The sequence below is a fragment of the Thermomonas sp. genome, from assembly GCF_035369645.1.
Lineage (GTDB): Bacteria > Pseudomonadota > Gammaproteobacteria > Xanthomonadales > Xanthomonadaceae > Thermomonas.
This window is the reverse complement of sequence record NZ_DAOOUM010000021.1, coordinates 1-17,312: the sequence shown is the minus strand read 5'-3', so window position 1 is coordinate 17,312 and position 17,312 is coordinate 1. Positions and strand designations below refer to the sequence as shown.

Here is a 17,312-nt window from a genome sequence, read left to right as displayed (position 1 = left end):
CATGTGCGCATGACAACCTCATCCCACTTCGATACCGCCGCCGACCGCAGCTGGGTCAGCAATGCCCTCGCCCTGCTGGAACAGGAGGCCGCACGCTCGGCCGATACCCATCTGTTGCGGCTGGACGTGCCCGGCTTCCCCGACATCGCCTTTTACTTCAAGGACGAGTCCATCCACCCCACCGGCAGCCTGAAACACCGGCTCGCGCGCTCGTTGTACTTGTATGCACTGTGCAATGGCCGCTTGCGTGCAGGACAGACCGTGGTGGATGCGTCCTCGGGCAGCACAGCGATTTCGGAGGCGTGGTTCGCACGCCTATTGGGCTTGCAGTTCATCGCAGTGATGCCGGCGTGTACCGCGCCGCAAAAAATCCAAGCCGTGCAAGCTCTGGGCGGCACCTGTGATTTGGTCGAAGACCCCTGCCAAGTTCACGCCCGCGCCGCCCAACACGCCGCCGAAGGTGCCTGCCATCTGGACCAATTTGGCTTGGCCGAACGCGCCACCGACTGGCGCGGCAACAACAACATTGCCGAATCCATCATCGGCCAATTGCGCCGCGAACCGCAGCCCGAGCCCAGTTGGATCGTTTGCGGTGCCGGCACCGGCGGTACTTCAGCCACCATCGGTCGCTACCTGCGCTATCGCCGGCTGGAGACGCGTCTGTGTGTGGCCGAACCCACCGGCAGCGGCTTTGTGCACGGCTGGCGCAACCGCGACCGCAATGCGGTGGCCAGCCAGCCCACCTTGATCGAAGGCATCGGCCGCCCGCGCGTGGAACCGGGCTTTTTGTTTGATGTGGTGGATGCAGTGGCAGAAGTGGACGACGCCGCGTCGATTGCCGCCGCACTGCAACTGGAAGACGCCTTGGGCACCCGCTATGGCGGCTCGTCGGGCACCAATTTTGTTGCCTGCCTGCAACTGGCCACGCAGATGCGCGCACGCGGTGAGCGCGGCAGCATCGTCACCTTGTTGTGCGATCGCGGCAAACGCTACCAGCAAACCCTGTTCGACCCGGCTTGGCGCAACGCGCACGGGCTGGACATCACCCCGTGGCAAGCCGCGCTACACACCGCGCTGGCCACCGGCACCCTCACCCCACCTGACCCGCCTGCATGAGCCATCACGACCTGCGCACCTTTATGTCTGCCCTAGAACGCAACGGGCAACTGCAACGCCTCGCCGCGCCGGTCGACCCCGAACTGGAAACCACCTCGCTCAGCCTGCGCGCCCTGCGCGAAGGCGGGCCGGCGCTGCTGATGGAACACCCCATCGGCTCGCCGCACGCCTATCTGGGCAATCTGTACGGCCACCGCGACCGCATCGAAGCCGCGCTGGCCGGCCGCCCGCTGGCCTCGCTGCGTGAGTTGGGCGAGCTGCTGGCCGCCATCAAAGAACCCAAATGGCCGTCCAGCCTGCGCGAAGCCTTGGGCACCTGGCCGGAACTGGCGCAACTGGCACACGTGGCCCCGCAAAAAGTGCGCGAGGCCGCATTTCAATACGAAACTTTAGAAGCCGGCGACGTCGATCTTGTGCGCCTGCCGATCCAACGCTGCTGGCCGGAAGATGCCGGCAAACTCATCACCTTAGGGCTGGTGGTCACCCGTGGCACCCGCAAGCCGCGCCAGAACGTGGCGATCTACCGGCAACAAGTGATCGGCAAGAACCGCATCATCCTGCGCTGGCTGCCGCACCGTGGCGGCGCGCTGGATTTTGCCGACTGGAAGGCCAGCCATCCGGGCAAACCGTTCCCGTTGCTGGTCGCCATCGGCGCCGACCCGGCCACCTTGCTGGCCGCGGTTGCACCGATCCCCGACACCTTGTCCGAATACGAATTTGCCGGCCTGCTGCGCGGCCAACGCACCCGCGTCTGGCCCAGCAAGCTGACCGGGCTGGATGCGCCAGCGGGCTGCGAAATCTTGCTGGAAGGCGTTATCGACCCCGCCGAGACCGCGCTGGAAGGCCCGTTTGGCGACCACACCGGCTACTACAACGCGCAAGACCACTTCCCGGTGATGACCATCCAGCGCATGCATCTGCGCCAAAACGCCATCTACCAAGGCAGCTATATGGGCCGTGCGCCATTTGACGAGCCCTCGGTGATGGCGATGGCGCTGAACGATGTGTTTGTGCCACTGCTGCGCAAAGTGTTTCCGGAAATCGTGGATTTCTATCTGCCGCCGGAAGCGTGTTCCTACCGCATCGCGGTGGTGTCCATCCGCAAGCAATACCCCGGCCATGCGCGGCGCATCATGATGGGCATCTGGTCGTACTTGCGTCAGTTCACCTACACCAAATTTGTCATCGTCACCGATGAAGACATCGACGTGCGCGACTGGGGGCAAGTGATCTGGGCCATCTCCACCCGCGTCGATCCGGTGCGCGACAGCGTGCTGATCGACAAAACCCCGATCGATTATCTCGACTTTTCCAGCCCCACCCCCAGCCTTGGCTCCAAACTGGGCCTGGATGCCACCAACAAATGGCCGGCGGAAACCACCCGCACCTGGAGCAAACCCATCCAACTGGATGCAGCCGTAGAGCAGCGCGTGGACGCCCTATGGCGCGGGCTGCAAACGGCACGCAGCCGCGAAGGCTTCGATAGAAACTGCTAAACACTGCTAAACTACGCAGGTCATTGGGGAGTAGCCGCACTTTATCCCGAAGTGGCCTGCGTCAACATACTTGGCCCATCGGCCATGGCGCAGGCGGTACATGCTTGGCAAGACCTTTGACCACGATGCCTCCGCAATGGCCGGGGAAGCGTTGTGGTCAATCGTCCGCGTTCCGGCCAAGGATATTTTGTATGGAAGCCCTACTCGTCTCCACCGGCGTCGTTGCCCTAGCGGAAATTGGCGACAAGACCCAATTGCTGGCCTTTATCTTGGCCGCACGCTTCAAGAAGCCCGTCCCCATCATCCTCGGTATTCTTGCCGCCACCTTGGTCAACCACGGGCTGGCTGGCGCACTGGGCGCATGGATCACCCATAGCGTGAACCCCGGCATTCTGCGCTGGGTGCTGGGTCTGTCGTTTATCGGCATGGCGATCTGGACCCTGATCCCCGACAAGATCGAGGACGAAGAAACCACCATTGCCAGCCGCTTCGGTGTGTTCGGGGCGACCTTGATCACCTTCTTTCTGGCTGAAATGGGCGATAAAACCCAAATCGCCACCATTGCCATGGCCGCCCATTACGGCACGCCGCTCTTGGTGATTGCCGGCACCACGCTGGGAATGTTGATTGCCGACGTGCCGGCGGTGTTTATTGGCGACAAACTGGCGGCCAAAATCCCGATGAAACTGGTGCACAGCATCGCCGCCGCCATCTTTGCAGTGCTGGGCGTGGCCACGTTACTGGGGGTTGGGGCCAACTTGGGGCTTTAAGCCTGCCTACAGGCATCCTGACGCCTGCGAATAGGCACGGTCGCCCAGTGGTGGCCGCATCACACACTTGATACCCTACCCAGGTATCCTATTTAAATGATTCCTATGGGCCACACCATCCGCGACAAATCAAAACTTCTGGCGCGTGCTCGGCGTATTCGCGGCCAAGTGGAAGCGCTTGAACGTGCGCTTACCACCGAACAAGACTGCGCTGATGTCTTGCACCAGATCGCCGCCATCCGTGGTGCTATCGGTGGGCTGATGACGCAAGTGCTGGAAGAACATATCCGCTCACACATTGCCGACCCCGCCATCACCAATGACGGCTTGCGCACCCAAGGTGCCAATGCGCTGATCGACGTGCTGCGCACCTACCTGAAATGAGCCACACCATGCATACCGAACAATTGTCCCGCTGGACGCATAGTCATCAATTCGATCGTGGCAATGACCACGCCGAACGCAGCACGCGGTTCGTCGCATGGATCACTGCGGCCATGATGGTGGTCGAAATTGCCGCAGGCTGGTGGTTCAACTCGATGGCTCTGCTGGCCGATGGCTGGCATATGAGCTCGCATGCCGTCGCCATTGGCGTGTCCGCGCTGGCATACGCCACCGCGCGTCGCTACGCACACGACACCCGCTTTGCATTTGGCACCTGGAAGATCGAGGTACTAGGCGGTTTTTCCAGTGCCCTCTTCCTCGTGGGCGTTGCGGTGATGATGGTCGTGGGCTCCATCGAACGCATCGCCACCCCACAACCCATTCACTACCAAGAGGCCATCGTCATCGCCACCCTAGGATTATTGGTCAATGTTGGCTGCGCCCTGATTCTTGGCAAGGCCCATCATCATGATCACAGTCACGGTCACAGTCACAGCCATGACCATGACCATGAAGATGATCACGACCATCACAACCACCATGGCGACCTCAATCTAAAGTCTGCGTATGTGCATGTAATTGCCGACGCGGCCACATCGGTACTCGCAATCGTGGCGCTACTGGGTGGCTGGTCGTACGGGTGGTCGTGGCTGGATCCGGTGATGGGCATCGCCGGCGCCATCTTGGTTGCGGTCTGGGCAAAAGGTTTGATCATCCAGACGGGGAAAGTCCTACTTGACCGCGAGATGGATCACCCGGTGGTTGCTGAAATCCGCAGCGTGGTGGAAACCGCTGCTACCGAGGCGACACACATCGCCGACCTACATGTCTGGCGCGTTGGCAAAGCGGTGTACTCCTGCGCCATCACCGTGGTGACCCATGACTTGACGCTAACCCCGGATCTCGTGCGCAAACAGCTGGCGGTGCATCCAGAAATCGGGCATTCCACCGTCGAGGTGCAGTACTGCACACAATGAGCCTGGACTTTTGAACGCACATCATCAAACAAAAAAAACCCGGCCGAAGCCGGGTTTTTTGCGCGAGGCGCAGGCGGAATTAACCGGCCTGCACTTCGTCGGCCTGCAGGCCCTTCTGGCCCTGCACGACCTTGAAGGTGACCTTTTGGCCTTCCTGCAAGGACTTGAAGCCGGTGCCCTGGATCGAGCGGAAATGGACGAAAACGTCCGGGCCGCTTTCCGGGGTGATGAAGCCAAAGCCCTTGGCATCGTTGAACCACTTGACAGTACCGGTCTGACGATCCGACATGTTTGCAACTCCTAGATAAACAGTTTGGAAATGGACACACACCCCGCGAACGAGGCGCGACTGTCGAGCAAGGGGTAACGCACACGATGAGCGGATCACAATGGATCTACCGCATCGGGTCACGATGTACCGTGATCCCGCTTGAAACAGTGGGCGCACCATACCCTGTTTTTGACCCCAAATGTGAACCCCCGTGATATTTTTTTCACGGACGAGCTTTTTGGCCTACCAATCGGCCTGTTCAGGCAGTAAGCCACGCAATTCCGTGTCGCTCAGATTTCGCCATTGCCCGGGCTTCAGGTGCCCCAGTTTGACATTGCCAATCCGCGCCCGGTGCAGCTGTTTCACCCGGTAGCCAAAATGCGCAGCCATCAGTCGAATTTGCCGGTTCAAGCCTTGCGTCAGCACGATCCGGAAGCCAAACCGCCCCAGTTTGCCGGTCTTGCACGGTAACGTGGCCTGCCCGTGTACCGGCACCCCACCACGCGCCATCGCACGTAAGAACTCGTCGGTGACCTGGTGATTGACGGCGACTAGGTACTCTTTTTCCAGCTTATTTTCGGCGCGCAGGATGCGGTTGACGATATCGCCATTGCTGGTCAGCAGGATCAGCCCCTCTGAATCTTTGTCCAGCCGCCCAATCGGGAAGATGCGCTGCTGATGGCTGACAAATTCAACGATATTGCCCTTGACCTCCAAATCGGTGGTGCAGGTAATACCTTCGGGCTTGTTCAACACGATATACACGTGCCGACGCTGGCCCTTGGCGGCGGTACGTGCGGCCAGTGGATTGCCGTCGATGCGCACATCATCGCCCTCGCCCAGCTCGCCGCCGATGCGCGCACGCAGTCCATTGACCGTGACCCGACCTTCGGCGATCAAGCGATCGGCCTCACGGCGGGAGCAGAAGCCGGTATCGGCGATATGTCGGTTTAGGCGCATGGTGCGGGCATTTTACCCGGCAGCACTGCCGTTGCGGGCGCATGCCCACCAAAACCCGAAAGGCCGGCGAATTGCCGGCCTTTCGAGATGACGCACTGCGCGTCGCGTTTAGTTCTCGACAAACGGTTTGCGCGGCAGTTTTTGTGGGCGCATCGCGGTGTTGTACACAAACGAGGCGACAATTGCGGCGGCTTGCTTGAGGTCGGCCTCGACTGCGTGGTCTTGCACGTCCAGATCGGTGTGGTGGACGTGGCTGAAGTAGTCCAGTTGGTCTTGTACAAACTGGAAGCCGGGCACGCCGACGGCATCAAAGCTGACGTGGTCGGTGCTGCCGGTATTGCGCTGGGTGACGATGGTGGCACCCACGTCGTTCCAAGGCTTCATCCATTCGGCAAAAATTGGGGCAACCGCCAGATTTTCCTGGGCGTAGATGCCACGAATTTTGCCGCTGCCGTTATCCAGATTGAAATACGCCGACACCTTGCCGTAATCCTGACCACGAATCAGCTTGCCTTTGTGCTGACGGAAAAACGCGGGCATCGCTTTTTGTTCGGGGTCTTTGGGTTCCTCGAACTTGCCGATGTGCTGCTTCACGTATTCCTGCGAGCCGATCAGGCCTTGTTCTTCGCCGGTCCACAACGCTACGCGGATGGTGCGATTGGGCTTGGCACCCACCGCTTTCAGGATGCGCATGGCTTCCATCATCACCGCCACGCCCGCGCCATTGTCATTGGCACCGGCGCCGGTATGCCAAGAATCCATGTGTGCGCCCAGCATCACCACTTCGTCCTTTTGCGGGCCATTGCCGGGGATCTCGGCAAGCGTGTTGTAGCCGGTCTGGTTGTTGTCGCTGAGGAATTTGGCATCCACCGCCAACCGCAGCTTCACTGGCTCTTTGCGCTCCAGTGCGCGCATCACGGTGTTGTAGTGCTCGGCCATCATCACCAACGACGGCACGCCCACGGATTCACCGGCCTTGCGCGAGCCGCCACCCATCACCCGCACGATACCGTCGTTCCAGCTGCTGATCGACACCGTGGCCAGCACGCCCTCGTCGATCAAATATTGATTGATCAGCGGTGCCAGCTCCATGCGCGAACGAAAGCGCGCAATCATTGCCGGATCCATCTTGCGATCATCGGCCAGCGGGTAAGACAGCAATTCTTCTAGGCTGTCGTGGTCATGGCGCTGGAAATCGGACTTCTCGTTGGGCTTGTAGGCGCGCAGATCGTCGGTGAACAAAATCTTGCCTTTCAGCTTGCCTTTCCATTTGGCCAGATCGTCCTTTGACTCCAGTTTGACGAACATCGCCTCGCCTTCCACCGGCCCGGTGGTGCCCGGCGTCCACGCCTTGGGCAGGGCATGCAACGGCATCGCACGCGGGCTCAGCATGTCCATGCTGGCATCGGTGAACACCCAGCTACGGCCAAGATCGTCGATGGCCTCGTCGTGCACATTGGCCATGCCCCATTCGCTGAACTTGGAGCGCGTCCAGCGGTTGGCTTCCAGCATCGAGGGCGAATTGGTCAGGCGCGGGCCGATCACATCGGTCAGGTGATCCAGCGTCTTCATCACCTGCGAGCGCGCAAACGCTTCCTGGCGGATTTTTGCGATCATGTCCAGATCGAACTTTTCTTGTGCGTGTGCTGCGCCGGCCACCAGCAAGGCGGTGACCAATACCCATCGTTTCATCTCTATCCCCGGAGATTTGGCTGAATGTTCACCCAGCTTAGGAAACTACTCCCGCGCCGGCGTGGGCCATCGGTCATGCCTGCGCCAGCCAAGCCGTGATGTTTGCCACGTTCTGCCGACTAAAGCGGTGTGCGTTGATGCCTGCCGGTAGAATCGCGCCATGAATTACCGCCACGCCTTCCACGCCGGCAACCATGCCGATGTTCTCAAGCACGTCGTGTTATTGGCGCTGTGCGATGCCTTGACCGGCAAACCCGCGCCCTGCTTCGCGCTGGATACCCACGCCGGGCGCGGGCTGTATCGGCTGGATGGTGAGGCCGCGCAAAAGACCGGTGAATCCCGGGATGGCATTGCCCGCTTGATTGCCGAAGCCCCCAAACACACCGCGATTGCCCGTTATCTGGCCGCCGTACAAGCCTGCCGCGCACAGCACGGCGCGCACAGCTACCCCGGCTCACCGTGGCTGCTGGCGCATGCGCTGCGCACAAGCGACCGCATAGCCGCCTGCGAATTGCACCCCGAGGAAGCGCAAGTCCTCCACACCCATTTTGAACATGACCCACGGCTTGCCGTGCACACCCGCGATGGCTACGCCGCCGTCAAGGCACTGCTTCCGCCCAAACACGGCGCACAAAAATTTGCGCGCGGGCTGGTCTTGATCGACCCCCCGTATGAAGCGCAACTGGACGAATTTGGCACCGCCCTAGCCGCGATCCGCGAAGCCCTGGCCCGCTGGCCGCAGGGCATCATCGCGCTGTGGTACCCCATCAAACAGCGCCGCGTCTTGCAGACGTTTTATCGTAAAGCTGCGGCATTGCCGGCCAAATCCGCGCTGCTACTGGAGTTGCTGGTGCGCCCGGATGACTCGCCATTGCGGATGAACGGCAGCGGCATGCTGCTACTCAACGCCCCGTGGCAGTTTGATCAAACCCTGCAACCGGCCTTGACTGCGATGACCACCGCCCTGGGTGAAGCCGGCGCGGCATCGCAATTGACGTGGTTACGCGCACCGGCATAAGCCCTGTGCCGTGCGAGAATCCGCGCGGTTTTCCCTTTGCATTGCGTACATAACTCTATGGCCTCCAGCTTTTTTGCCCTGTTCGATGACATCGCCACCTTGCTGGACGATGTCTCGGTGATGACCAAAACCGCCGCCAGCAAAACCGCCGGCGTGCTGGGTGACGATCTGGCGCTGAACGCGCAGCAAGTCACCGGGGTCAACGCCGATCGCGAATTACCGGTGGTGTGGGCGGTGGCCAAGGGCTCGCTGACAAACAAGGCGATCTTGGTCCCCGCAGCATTAGCCATCGCCGCGCTGGAGACGTGGCTGAAAACGCAGGGTTTTGCAATTCCACTGATCCTGCCATTGCTGATGATTGGCGGCGCCTTTTTGTGTTTTGAAGGGGTGGAAAAACTAGCGCATAAATTTTTGCATCCATCCACCGCAGACGCTGCACATCAACAAGAATTGGTAACGGCAGTGACCGACTCGCAGGTGGACATGATTGCTTTCGAAAAAGACAAAATCAAAGGTGCCATTCGCACCGATTTTATTTTGTCTGCTGAAATCATCGTGATCTCACTGGGCACGGTGGCTACCCAGCCGTTTTTGCAGCAGCTTGTTGTGTTGGTGGCCATTGCCCTGATCATGACCGTGGGCGTGTACGGACTGGTGGGCGGCATCGTCAAGCTGGATGATGTTGGCCTGTACCTGACCCGCACTGCGGCTGGCAAGACCAGCGTCGCGCTGGGCCGCGCAATCTTGGCATTTGCACCCAAACTGATGCGGTTTTTGTCGGTGGCCGGAACGGCGGCGATGTTCTTGGTTGGCGGCGGTATCTTGGCGCACGGCATCGGCCCGCTGCATCACTGGATTGCACACGTCAGCCACGGCCCGCTGGCGTGGCTGTGGAGTAACCTATTGAACGCCGGCTTCGGGGTACTGGCGGGTGCGCTGGTACTGGCCGTAGTGACCGCGCTGGCGCGCCTGCGCGGGAAGGGCCTTCCGGCACATTGATCCAAGCAACAAATACGTTCATGGTGTACCAGCTATGCCTTATTCATCTTTCTGACCACCACTGCGGGATGATGCCCCAATGGCCGCACGCAACCGCATGCCCCCGTGGCACGAACATGTCCGCCTTGCCAATGGGCGTGACATCCTGATTCGCCCGATCCGCCCGGAGGATGCCGGGCCGATCCAAGCCGCCTTCACTTTGCTTGAGCCAGACGAAATTCGGCAGCGTTTTTTGCATCCGATGAAAGAGCTGAGCAGTAAGCAGGCCGAACAACTCACCCGGCCCGATCCTCGCCGCGATTTTGCGCTGGTCGCCGCCGAGCCGCTACCACCGGGCGAGGCGTTGGTTGGCGCGGTGGCGCGCATTTCCATCGACGCCAATGGCAAAGATGCGGAATTCGCCATCCTGGTCAGCCACTACGTCAATGGCATGGGTTTGGGCCGGCACTTGATGCGCCGCTTGGTGCGCTGGGCCAAGGGCCGCAAGGTGTTGCGCGTGTATGGTGATGTGTTGGAAAGCAATTTGCCGATGCAAGCACTGGCGCAATCTCTCGGCTTTCGCCGCGAAGCCGCCGGCGAAGCTGGACTGGTGCGGGTGGCGCTAGACATTCCACCGCCCAAGCCCAAGCTGCCGCTACCGCCGCCGGCCTTTCTCAGCCAGACTTAAGCCCTGCCTAAGTTCGGCCTAGCGCAGTGCCGTCAAGCGTAGAATCGGCACACAACTTCACTGCATATGCGCTGGCGCACCACGCCGGCGCTGATGGTCTTTTCATGCCCGATCCCGTACTGCACTTTTCCACCCCACTGCCCCGCAGCGGCCAAACGCGCGCTTACTGGCGCGCACCCGCATCCACCACCGCACTAGCCTGCGCGCTGGCCGCCGCCGCGCACCAGCACCATGGCCCGCTGCTGGTGGTGGCCCGTGACAATCATGCGGCGCACCAACTGGAAGCCGACTTGCGCGTCTTGCTGGCCGGCAACCTCCAGCTGCCGGTGCTGGGCTTCCCCGACTGGGAAACACTGCCGTTTGATCGCTTCAGCCCACACCCGGAAATCGTCAGCCAGCGCTTGGCCACCTTGGCGCAACTACCGGCGTTGACGCGCGGGATAGTCATCGTGCCCGCCACCACCCTGATGCAGCGGCTAGCCCCGCGCGGCCATGTGCTGGGTAACCGGTTTGATTTGAAGCTGGGCCAACGGCTGGATTTGGATACCGAAAAACGCCGGCTGGAAGCCGCCGGCTATCGCCACGTGCCGCAGGTGTTCGACCCCGGTGACTTCGCCGTGCGTGGTGGCCTGCTGGATGTGTATCCGATGGGCGCGCAGACACCGTTCCGGATTGAACTGCTCGATGACGAAATCGAGTCAATTCGCATTTTTGATCCTGACAGCCAGCGCTCGCTGGAAAAAATCAGCGCGATTGCATTATTGCCCGGCCGCGAAGTGCCGATGGACGATGCGCATGTGCAGCGTGCGCTGGGAACGCTGCGCGAACGCTTCGACATCGACACCCGCCGCAGCGCGTTGGTGCACGACTTGAAAGCCGGGCTGGCACCGGCAGGCATTGAATATTACTTGCCGCTGTTTTTTGAAAAAAAACGCGGCGCAGAACACGCCACCGAAACCCTGTTCGACTATCTGCCTGACGCACTGCCGGTCGTGTGCGAAGGCGCACTCGATGCCACCGATACCGCTTGGGCGCAGATCGCCCATCGTTACGAGCAATTGCGCCACGACATCGAACGCCCACTGCTACCGCCAACCGAGCTATGGCTTGCACCCGACCATCTGCGCGAGCGTCTCAACCAGGGCAGTCGTATCGAGGTCTGTGGTGCGCAACATCCGCGCCACGGTGAGGCCCACACGCTGCCAGTGCAACCCGCACCCACCTTGCCGCTGGCCGCCAAAGACCACGCCCCCGCCGATGCCCTGCACGACTTTCTGCGCAGTTATCCGGGCCGCGTGCTGATTGCAGCGGACTCTGCAGGCAGACGTGAGGCCCTGCGCGAAGTGTTGCAGGCAGGAGGGTTGCTGCCGGCGGTGGTTACGGACTGGAATGCGTTTGCTTTCCCTTCTCCCTCCGGGGGAAGGTCGCGCGAAGCGCCGGATGAGGGTGCGATCGTTCACCGAACCCTCACCCCACCCCCTCCCCCGGAGGGAGAGGGGCTTGCGCGCTTCGCCATTACCGTTGCCGCATTCGATGACGGCTTCGCGTTGGATGCACCGCCATTATGCGTGCTCACCGAGCGCCAGCTCTTCCCCGAACGTGCCAGCCAGCCACGCCGCCGCAAGCGTGCCGGGCGCGAACCCGAAGCCATCATCCGCGACTTGGGCGAGCTCTCGCTGGGCGCACCCATCGTGCACGAAGACCATGGCGTGGGCCGTTATCGCGGGTTGGTGGCGATGGACATTGGCGGCATGCCCGGCGAATTTCTGGATATCGAATACGCCAAAGGTGACCGCCTGTATGTGCCGGTGGCGCAGCTGGACCGCATCAGCCGCTATTCCGGTGCCAACCCCGACACCGCGCCGCTGCACAATCTTGGCGGTGAGCAGTGGGCCAAGGCGAAGAAAAAAGCTGCCGAGAAGGTCCGCGATGTGGCTGCCGAGCTGCTGGAAATTCAAGCCAAACGTCACGCAAGACAGGGCTTGGCGATAGATGTAGATCGGGCGATGTACGAACCCTTCGCCGCCACGTTTCCGTTTGAAGAAACCCCCGACCAGCACGCCGCCATCGAAGCCGTACTGCGTGACTTGGCATCGTCACAACCGATGGACCGCGTGGTCTGCGGTGATGTGGGCTTTGGCAAAACCGAAGTCGCGGTGCGCGCCGCGTTCGCTGCTGCCAGCGCAGGCAAACAAGTGGCGGTGCTGGTGCCCACCACCTTGCTGGCCGAGCAGCACTACCGCAACTTCCGCGACCGCTTTGCCGACTGGCCGCTCAAGGTGGAAGTGCTATCACGCTTCAAGACCAAAAAAGAAATCGAAGCCGAATTGCAAAAATTGGCGGAAGGCAAACTGGATGTCATCGTCGGCACCCACCGCCTGCTGCAACCGGACGTGAAATTTGCCGATCTGGGACTGGTGATCGTCGATGAAGAACAGCGCTTTGGCGTGCGCCAAAAAGAATCCCTGAAAAAATTGCGTGCCAATGTGCACTTGCTCACGCTGACCGCCACCCCGATTCCACGCACGCTGAACATGGCGATGAGTGGCCTGCGCGATTTGTCGATTATTGCGACCCCACCAGCCAACCGCCTCGCCGTGCAAACCTTTGTGCATGCTTGGGACGATGCGCTACTCAAAGAAGCCTTCCTGCGTGAACTCTCACGCGGCGGCCAGGTCTATTTTCTGCATAACGATGTGGAAAGCATTGGCCGCATGGGCGAAGAGTTGCAATCCTTGGTGCCAGACGCCCGCATTGGCATTGCCCACGGCCAAATGCACGAGCGCGAATTGGAACGGGTGATGCTGGACTTCCATAAGCAGCGCACCAATGTGCTGCTGTGCTCCACCATCATCGAATCGGGCATCGACATCCCCAACGCCAATACCATCCTCATCAATCGCGCCGATAAATTTGGCTTGGCGCAGTTGCACCAACTGCGCGGGCGCGTTGGCCGCAGCCACCATCGCGCCTATGCCTATTTGTTGGTGCCCGATGGTCGCAGCATTACGCCTGATGCCAAAAAACGATTGGACGCTATTTCTTCCATGGATGCGTTGGGCGCAGGTTTCACCTTGGCCACGCATGATCTTGAAATTCGCGGCGCGGGTGAGTTGTTGGGCGAAGACCAAAGTGGGCAAATGGCCGAAGTGGGCTTCAGCCTGTACACCGAATTGCTGGAACGTGCTGTGCGCAGCATCAAGCAAGGCAAATTGCCCGACACCGATGGCGATGATCATTTCGGTGCCGATGTGGACTTGCATGTGCCGGCATTGATTCCCGACGACTACCTACCCGACCCGCACGCGCGCCTGACCTTGTACAAGCGCATCAGCGCCGCACGTGATGCGGATGCGCTGCGTGAATTGCAAGTGGAGATGATTGACCGCTTTGGTCTGCTTCCAGATGCCAGCAAACATCTGTTTGCAACTGCAGAATTGAAATTACAAGCCACGCAACTGGGCATCCGCAAATTGGATTTGGGTGAAAAGGGCGGGCGCGTGCAATTTGTCGAAAAACCCAATGTGGACCCGATGGCGGTGATTCAACTGATCCAAGGCCAACCCAAACATTACAAAATGGATGGCCCTGACAAGTTGCGCATCAGTTTGGAATTGCCCGATGCCAGCACCCGCTTCAATGCGGCGCGTGGCCTGCTCACTGCGTTGCACCCTGCCCGATGACCACATCACTTCCCGACTGGCATGGCAACGGCGATGCCATGCGCGCACTACAGACCGAACTGGCCACCCAGGTCGTGCTGCGTGATGGCTTTCCAAAATCGCTGCGCACGGTCGCCGGTTTTGATGTGGGCTTCGAGGATGATGGTGCGATCACGCGCGCCGCCGTTGTCTTACTGGATGCCAACACACTGACGGTCATCGACCAGCAAGTCGCCCGCCTACCCACGCGCATGCCCTACATCCCCGGCCTGCTTAGTTTTCGTGAACTGCCTGCACTCTTGGAAGCCCTAGCCCTGCTGAAACACCCGCCCGATTTGGCATTTGTGGACGGTCACGGCATCGCCCACCCGCGTCGGCTTGGCATTGCCGCACATTTTGGTGTCGCCACCGGGCTGCCGAGTATTGGTGTGGGTAAAAGTGTTCTGATTGGCGAGGCCAAAATTGCCCTGCACGACATGCGCGGCGCGTTCACCCCACTGCGTGATGGCAAAACGCAAATTGGCTGGCTGCTGCGCAGTAAACCCGGCTGCCTGCCCTTGGTGGTGTCGCCCGGCCACCGCGTGGCCATGCCGTCAGCACCAGAATTGGTGATGCGTTTTGTCACAACTTACCGCCTGCCGGAACCCACCCGCTTGGCCGATCGCATTGCGTCCCGCCGCGATAGCAAGCGCAGTTAAGCACGCCGTTGCTGCGCACACCACCGCAGCGCGGTACATTGCCGCTACCCGCGCAGTGTTGCGCATGCATTCCGAGGCACGTCCACGTATGCAGATTCTCACCTCGCTTTTACTTTCAATGGCCTTGCTCAGTGGTTGTGCCAGTGCCGGCCAACAGCCCCCCCCTGCCAGCAAATCTGACCCGAAGCCCAGCAGCAAACCCATCAGCAAACCCACAGCCGCCGTGATGCCCGCCGAACAAACCGTGACCTTGAATTTGGGCGCACAAGCCAGCCTTGCCGATGGTAGCCGCCTGACTTATGTTCGCTTGGTCAACGATTCGCGCTGCCCACCCAAAGTGCAATGCATCTGGGCCGGTGATGCCGAAATCGAACTCAGCCTTGTCGCTGCCGGCAGTAGCAAGGCACGCACGTTTTCCTTGCACACCAGTCCGTTGCAAGACCGCGGTCACTCCGAACTCGACGCCGGCAATCTGCACATCACCCTGCAAGCCCTAGAACGCGGCGTTGCGCCCAAGGCGACGCTGTTGGTGTCGCCGGCACAGGGAATTTCAGGAAAGTAGAATTTCTTTCGAAAAAAACAAAACGCCCCGCAATCGCGAGGCGTTTATAAGACTGGTGCCGAAGAGAGGAATCGAACCTCCGACCTACTGATTACGAATCAGTTGCTCTACCGACTGAGCTACTTCGGCGCAGCTGGGCATGATACCGGCTGCCGGCTCAGTCTGCCAGCGGGCGCAGTTCCTTGGGCAGGGCAAACACCATGCTCTCGGGCTCGCCGTGCAGTTCTTGCACATTGGCCGCGCCTAACGCATGCAGGCGGGCCAGCACGCCCTGCACCAGGACTTCCGGGGCGGATGCGCCTGCCGTTACACCGATGCGTACGCCGCCTGCTACCCACGCCGGGTCGATTTCGTCGGCTCCGTCGATCAGCCATGCACGTGCACCCTCGCGCTCGGCCAGCTCACGCAATCGATTGGAGTTGGACGAATTGGGGGAGCCCACCACCAACACCACCTCACAGCCATTGCGCACCAGATCGCGCACCGCGTCCTGGCGGTTCTGGGTGGCGTAGCAGATGTCGTCGTGCTTGGGGCCTTGAATATTCGGAAACTTCGCCCGCAGCGCAGCGATGATGTCGCGGGTATCGTCCACGCTGAGGGTGGTTTGCGTGGTGTAGGCGCAGTTGTCGGGTTGCTTGAGTTGCAACGTGGCTACGTCGTCACTGTCTTCCACCAGATGGATCTGGCCATCGTTGCCGCCGCGCCCCCACTGGCCCATCGTGCCTTCCACTTCCGGGTGCCCGGCATGGCCAATCAGCACCATGTCGCGGCCACGCCGATGGGTACGACTGACTTCCAAATGCACCTTGGTCACCAGTGGGCAGGTGGCGTCGAACACCTTCAAACCGCGCCGACCGGCTTCGGCGCGTACCGCTTGCGAGACGCCATGTGCGCTGAAAATCACGGTGGCGCCGTCAGGCACTTCATCGAGCTCTTCCACGAACACCGCACCGCGTGCTTTCAGATCATCAACCACGAATTTGTTGTGCACCACTTCATGCCGCACATAGATCGGCGCGCCGTAAATCTCCAGCGTCCGTTTGACGATTTCAATTGCGCGATCCACGCCGGCGCAAAAGCCGCGAGGGTTGGCAAGCATGACGGCCATAGCGTGATTATCCTTGCTTCGATGCGGGTTTGCCGCCCAGCAGGCCAAACAGCGCCATGCCGATCGCGCCGCCCACCACCGCACAATCGGCGATATTGAACGCGGGCCAATAGTGCGTGCCCACATACCACTGAATGAAATCCACCACGTGCCCATGCGCGAAGCGGTCGATGACATTGCCCAGCGCGCCGCCGATCACCAGCGACAATGGCAGCGCTTGCTTCCAGTCACCGCGCGGCGTGCGCGCCAGCATCCACGCCATCAGCCCACTGATGGCAAACGCCAGCACCACGAAAAAATATTTCTGCCAGCCACCGGCATCGGCCAGAAAACTGAACGCCGCGCCGGTGTTGTAGGTGCGATACCAGTTCCAGAAACCATCGATCACTGGTACTGCGGTGTATTCGGGCAAGTTGGCCAGCACCCACAGCTTCGACCATTGGTCGAGACCCAAAATCAGCATCGAGACCGTCAGCCAGGGAAGTGCATTGGGGCGAATCTTGCCCATCAGAACCACTTCCGCACTTCGCCAGCGCCATCCACATTGCTCACGCAGCGGCCACACAACAATGGATGCGTGGCATGTGTGCCAATGTCTTCGCGGTGGTGCCAGCAGCGCACGCATTTGGGCTTGCTGGTGGGTGTGGCAAGGACGCCGATCACGCCCTTGGCATCGGCATTGGGTACAACCCGCACATCGCCACTGATCAACAAAAAGCGTAGTTCTTCGGCCAACGGGGACAGCCAGTTTTGGTCGGCCACGCTGCAATGCAGCTCGATGTCGGCCTCCAGTGCCGCACCAATTTTGCCTTCTGCGCGCACTGGCTCCAACGCCTTGGTGACTTGTTCACGCAGCTCCAGCAAGCCTTCGAAATCTTTAGCTGCCAATGGTGCATCTTCCGGCAGCGCGGCCAGCCCGGTGAACCAAGTGG

General features: G+C 60.6%; 17 protein-coding genes, 1 tRNA gene and 1 riboswitch. Of the genes, 11 read left to right on the top strand and 7 right to left on the bottom strand.

The window, feature by feature from the left end:
• Window positions 1–9: 9 nt before the first annotated feature.
• From PK789_RS05720 to dmeF, 5 genes are all read left to right on the top strand, one after another.
• The gene (locus PK789_RS05720; RefSeq protein ID WP_324307647.1) at window positions 10–1,116 is read left to right on the top strand and encodes a PLP-dependent cysteine synthase family protein; all 1,107 of its coding nucleotides are present in this window, start codon (window positions 10–12) and stop codon (window positions 1,114–1,116) included.
• Complete coding sequence (locus PK789_RS05715) at window positions 1,113–2,612, top strand: UbiD family decarboxylase (RefSeq protein WP_324307645.1); 1,500 nt, start codon at window positions 1,113–1,115, stop codon at window positions 2,610–2,612. Before PK789_RS05720 ends, PK789_RS05715 begins: the two co-directional genes overlap by 4 nt.
• A gap of 13 nt (window positions 2,613–2,625) precedes the next feature.
• A riboswitch (yybP-ykoY riboswitch) is annotated at window positions 2,626–2,799 on the top strand.
• A gap of 4 nt (window positions 2,800–2,803) precedes the next feature.
• A complete protein-coding gene (locus tag PK789_RS05710) occupies window positions 2,804–3,382 on the top strand; it encodes a TMEM165/GDT1 family protein (RefSeq protein WP_324307644.1) in 579 nt (192 codons plus the stop codon).
• A 105-nt stretch (window positions 3,383–3,487) separates the two neighbouring features.
• Window positions 3,488–3,766, top strand: a complete 279-nt coding sequence (locus PK789_RS05705) for a metal/formaldehyde-sensitive transcriptional repressor (protein WP_324307643.1) — start codon at window positions 3,488–3,490, stop codon at window positions 3,764–3,766.
• Between the two features lie 8 nt (window positions 3,767–3,774).
• Window positions 3,775–4,743, top strand: coding sequence for a CDF family Co(II)/Ni(II) efflux transporter DmeF (gene dmeF, locus PK789_RS05700; RefSeq protein ID WP_324307641.1), 969 nt, complete (start codon window positions 3,775–3,777; stop codon window positions 4,741–4,743).
• Between the two features lie 79 nt (window positions 4,744–4,822).
• On the opposite strand, the gene PK789_RS05695 is transcribed toward dmeF, so the two are convergent.
• The 3 genes from PK789_RS05695 to PK789_RS05685 form a co-directional block, all read right to left on the bottom strand.
• Window positions 4,823–5,032 carry a cold-shock protein gene (locus tag PK789_RS05695; protein ID WP_223626533.1) on the bottom strand — a complete coding sequence of 70 codons (210 nt, stop codon included), beginning with the start codon at window positions 5,030–5,032 and terminating at the stop codon, window positions 4,823–4,825.
• Window positions 5,033–5,257: 225 nt separating this feature from the next.
• Entirely contained in the window at window positions 5,258–5,974 is a 717-nt protein-coding gene (locus PK789_RS05690) for a pseudouridine synthase (RefSeq protein ID WP_324307640.1), read from the bottom strand.
• Window positions 5,975–6,082: 108 nt separating this feature from the next.
• Window positions 6,083–7,666: a M20/M25/M40 family metallo-hydrolase gene (locus PK789_RS05685; protein ID WP_324307638.1), complete on the bottom strand. Its 1,584-nt coding sequence runs from the start codon at window positions 7,664–7,666 to the stop codon at window positions 6,083–6,085.
• 160 nt (window positions 7,667–7,826) lie between these two features.
• Between PK789_RS05685 and PK789_RS05680 the strand changes: the two genes are divergently transcribed.
• The 6 genes from PK789_RS05680 (at window position 7,827) to PK789_RS05655 (ending at window position 15,272) form a co-directional block, all read left to right on the top strand.
• A complete protein-coding gene (locus tag PK789_RS05680; protein WP_324307637.1) occupies window positions 7,827–8,684 on the top strand; it encodes a 23S rRNA (adenine(2030)-N(6))-methyltransferase RlmJ in 858 nt (285 codons plus the stop codon).
• 57 nt (window positions 8,685–8,741) lie between these two features.
• Window positions 8,742–9,683 (top strand): DUF808 domain-containing protein, encoded by a 942-nt coding sequence (locus PK789_RS05675; protein WP_324307635.1) that lies wholly within the window; start codon window positions 8,742–8,744, stop codon window positions 9,681–9,683.
• A 79-nt stretch (window positions 9,684–9,762) separates the two neighbouring features.
• Entirely contained in the window at window positions 9,763–10,350 is a 588-nt protein-coding gene (locus PK789_RS05670; RefSeq protein WP_324307633.1) for a GNAT family N-acetyltransferase, read from the top strand.
• Between the two features lie 104 nt (window positions 10,351–10,454).
• Window positions 10,455–14,033, top strand: coding sequence for a transcription-repair coupling factor (gene mfd, locus PK789_RS05665; RefSeq protein ID WP_324307631.1), 3,579 nt, complete (start codon window positions 10,455–10,457; stop codon window positions 14,031–14,033).
• Entirely contained in the window at window positions 14,030–14,710 is a 681-nt protein-coding gene (nfi, locus tag PK789_RS05660) for a deoxyribonuclease V (protein ID WP_324307630.1), read from the top strand. Before mfd ends, nfi begins: the two co-directional genes overlap by 4 nt.
• A 118-nt stretch (window positions 14,711–14,828) precedes the next feature.
• On the top strand, window positions 14,829–15,272 hold the full coding sequence (locus PK789_RS05655) for a hypothetical protein (RefSeq protein WP_324307629.1): 444 nt from the start codon (window positions 14,829–14,831) through the stop codon (window positions 15,270–15,272).
• A 53-nt stretch (window positions 15,273–15,325) separates the two neighbouring features.
• On the opposite strand, the gene PK789_RS05650 is transcribed toward PK789_RS05655, so the two are convergent.
• The 4 genes from PK789_RS05650 to PK789_RS05635 form a co-directional block, all read right to left on the bottom strand.
• A tRNA-Thr gene (locus PK789_RS05650) sits at window positions 15,326–15,401 on the bottom strand.
• A 28-nt stretch (window positions 15,402–15,429) separates the two neighbouring features.
• Window positions 15,430–16,380: a 4-hydroxy-3-methylbut-2-enyl diphosphate reductase gene (gene ispH / locus PK789_RS05645; RefSeq protein WP_324307627.1), complete on the bottom strand. Its 951-nt coding sequence runs from the start codon at window positions 16,378–16,380 to the stop codon at window positions 15,430–15,432.
• A 7-nt stretch (window positions 16,381–16,387) separates the two neighbouring features.
• Window positions 16,388–16,891, bottom strand: a complete 504-nt coding sequence (gene lspA, locus PK789_RS05640; protein WP_503011907.1) for a signal peptidase II — start codon at window positions 16,889–16,891, stop codon at window positions 16,388–16,390.
• Window positions 16,888–17,312 (bottom strand): zinc finger domain-containing protein (locus PK789_RS05635; protein ID WP_324307624.1); only part of this gene is annotated, 425 nt, incomplete at its 5' end. The genes PK789_RS05635 and lspA, both read right to left, overlap by 4 nt.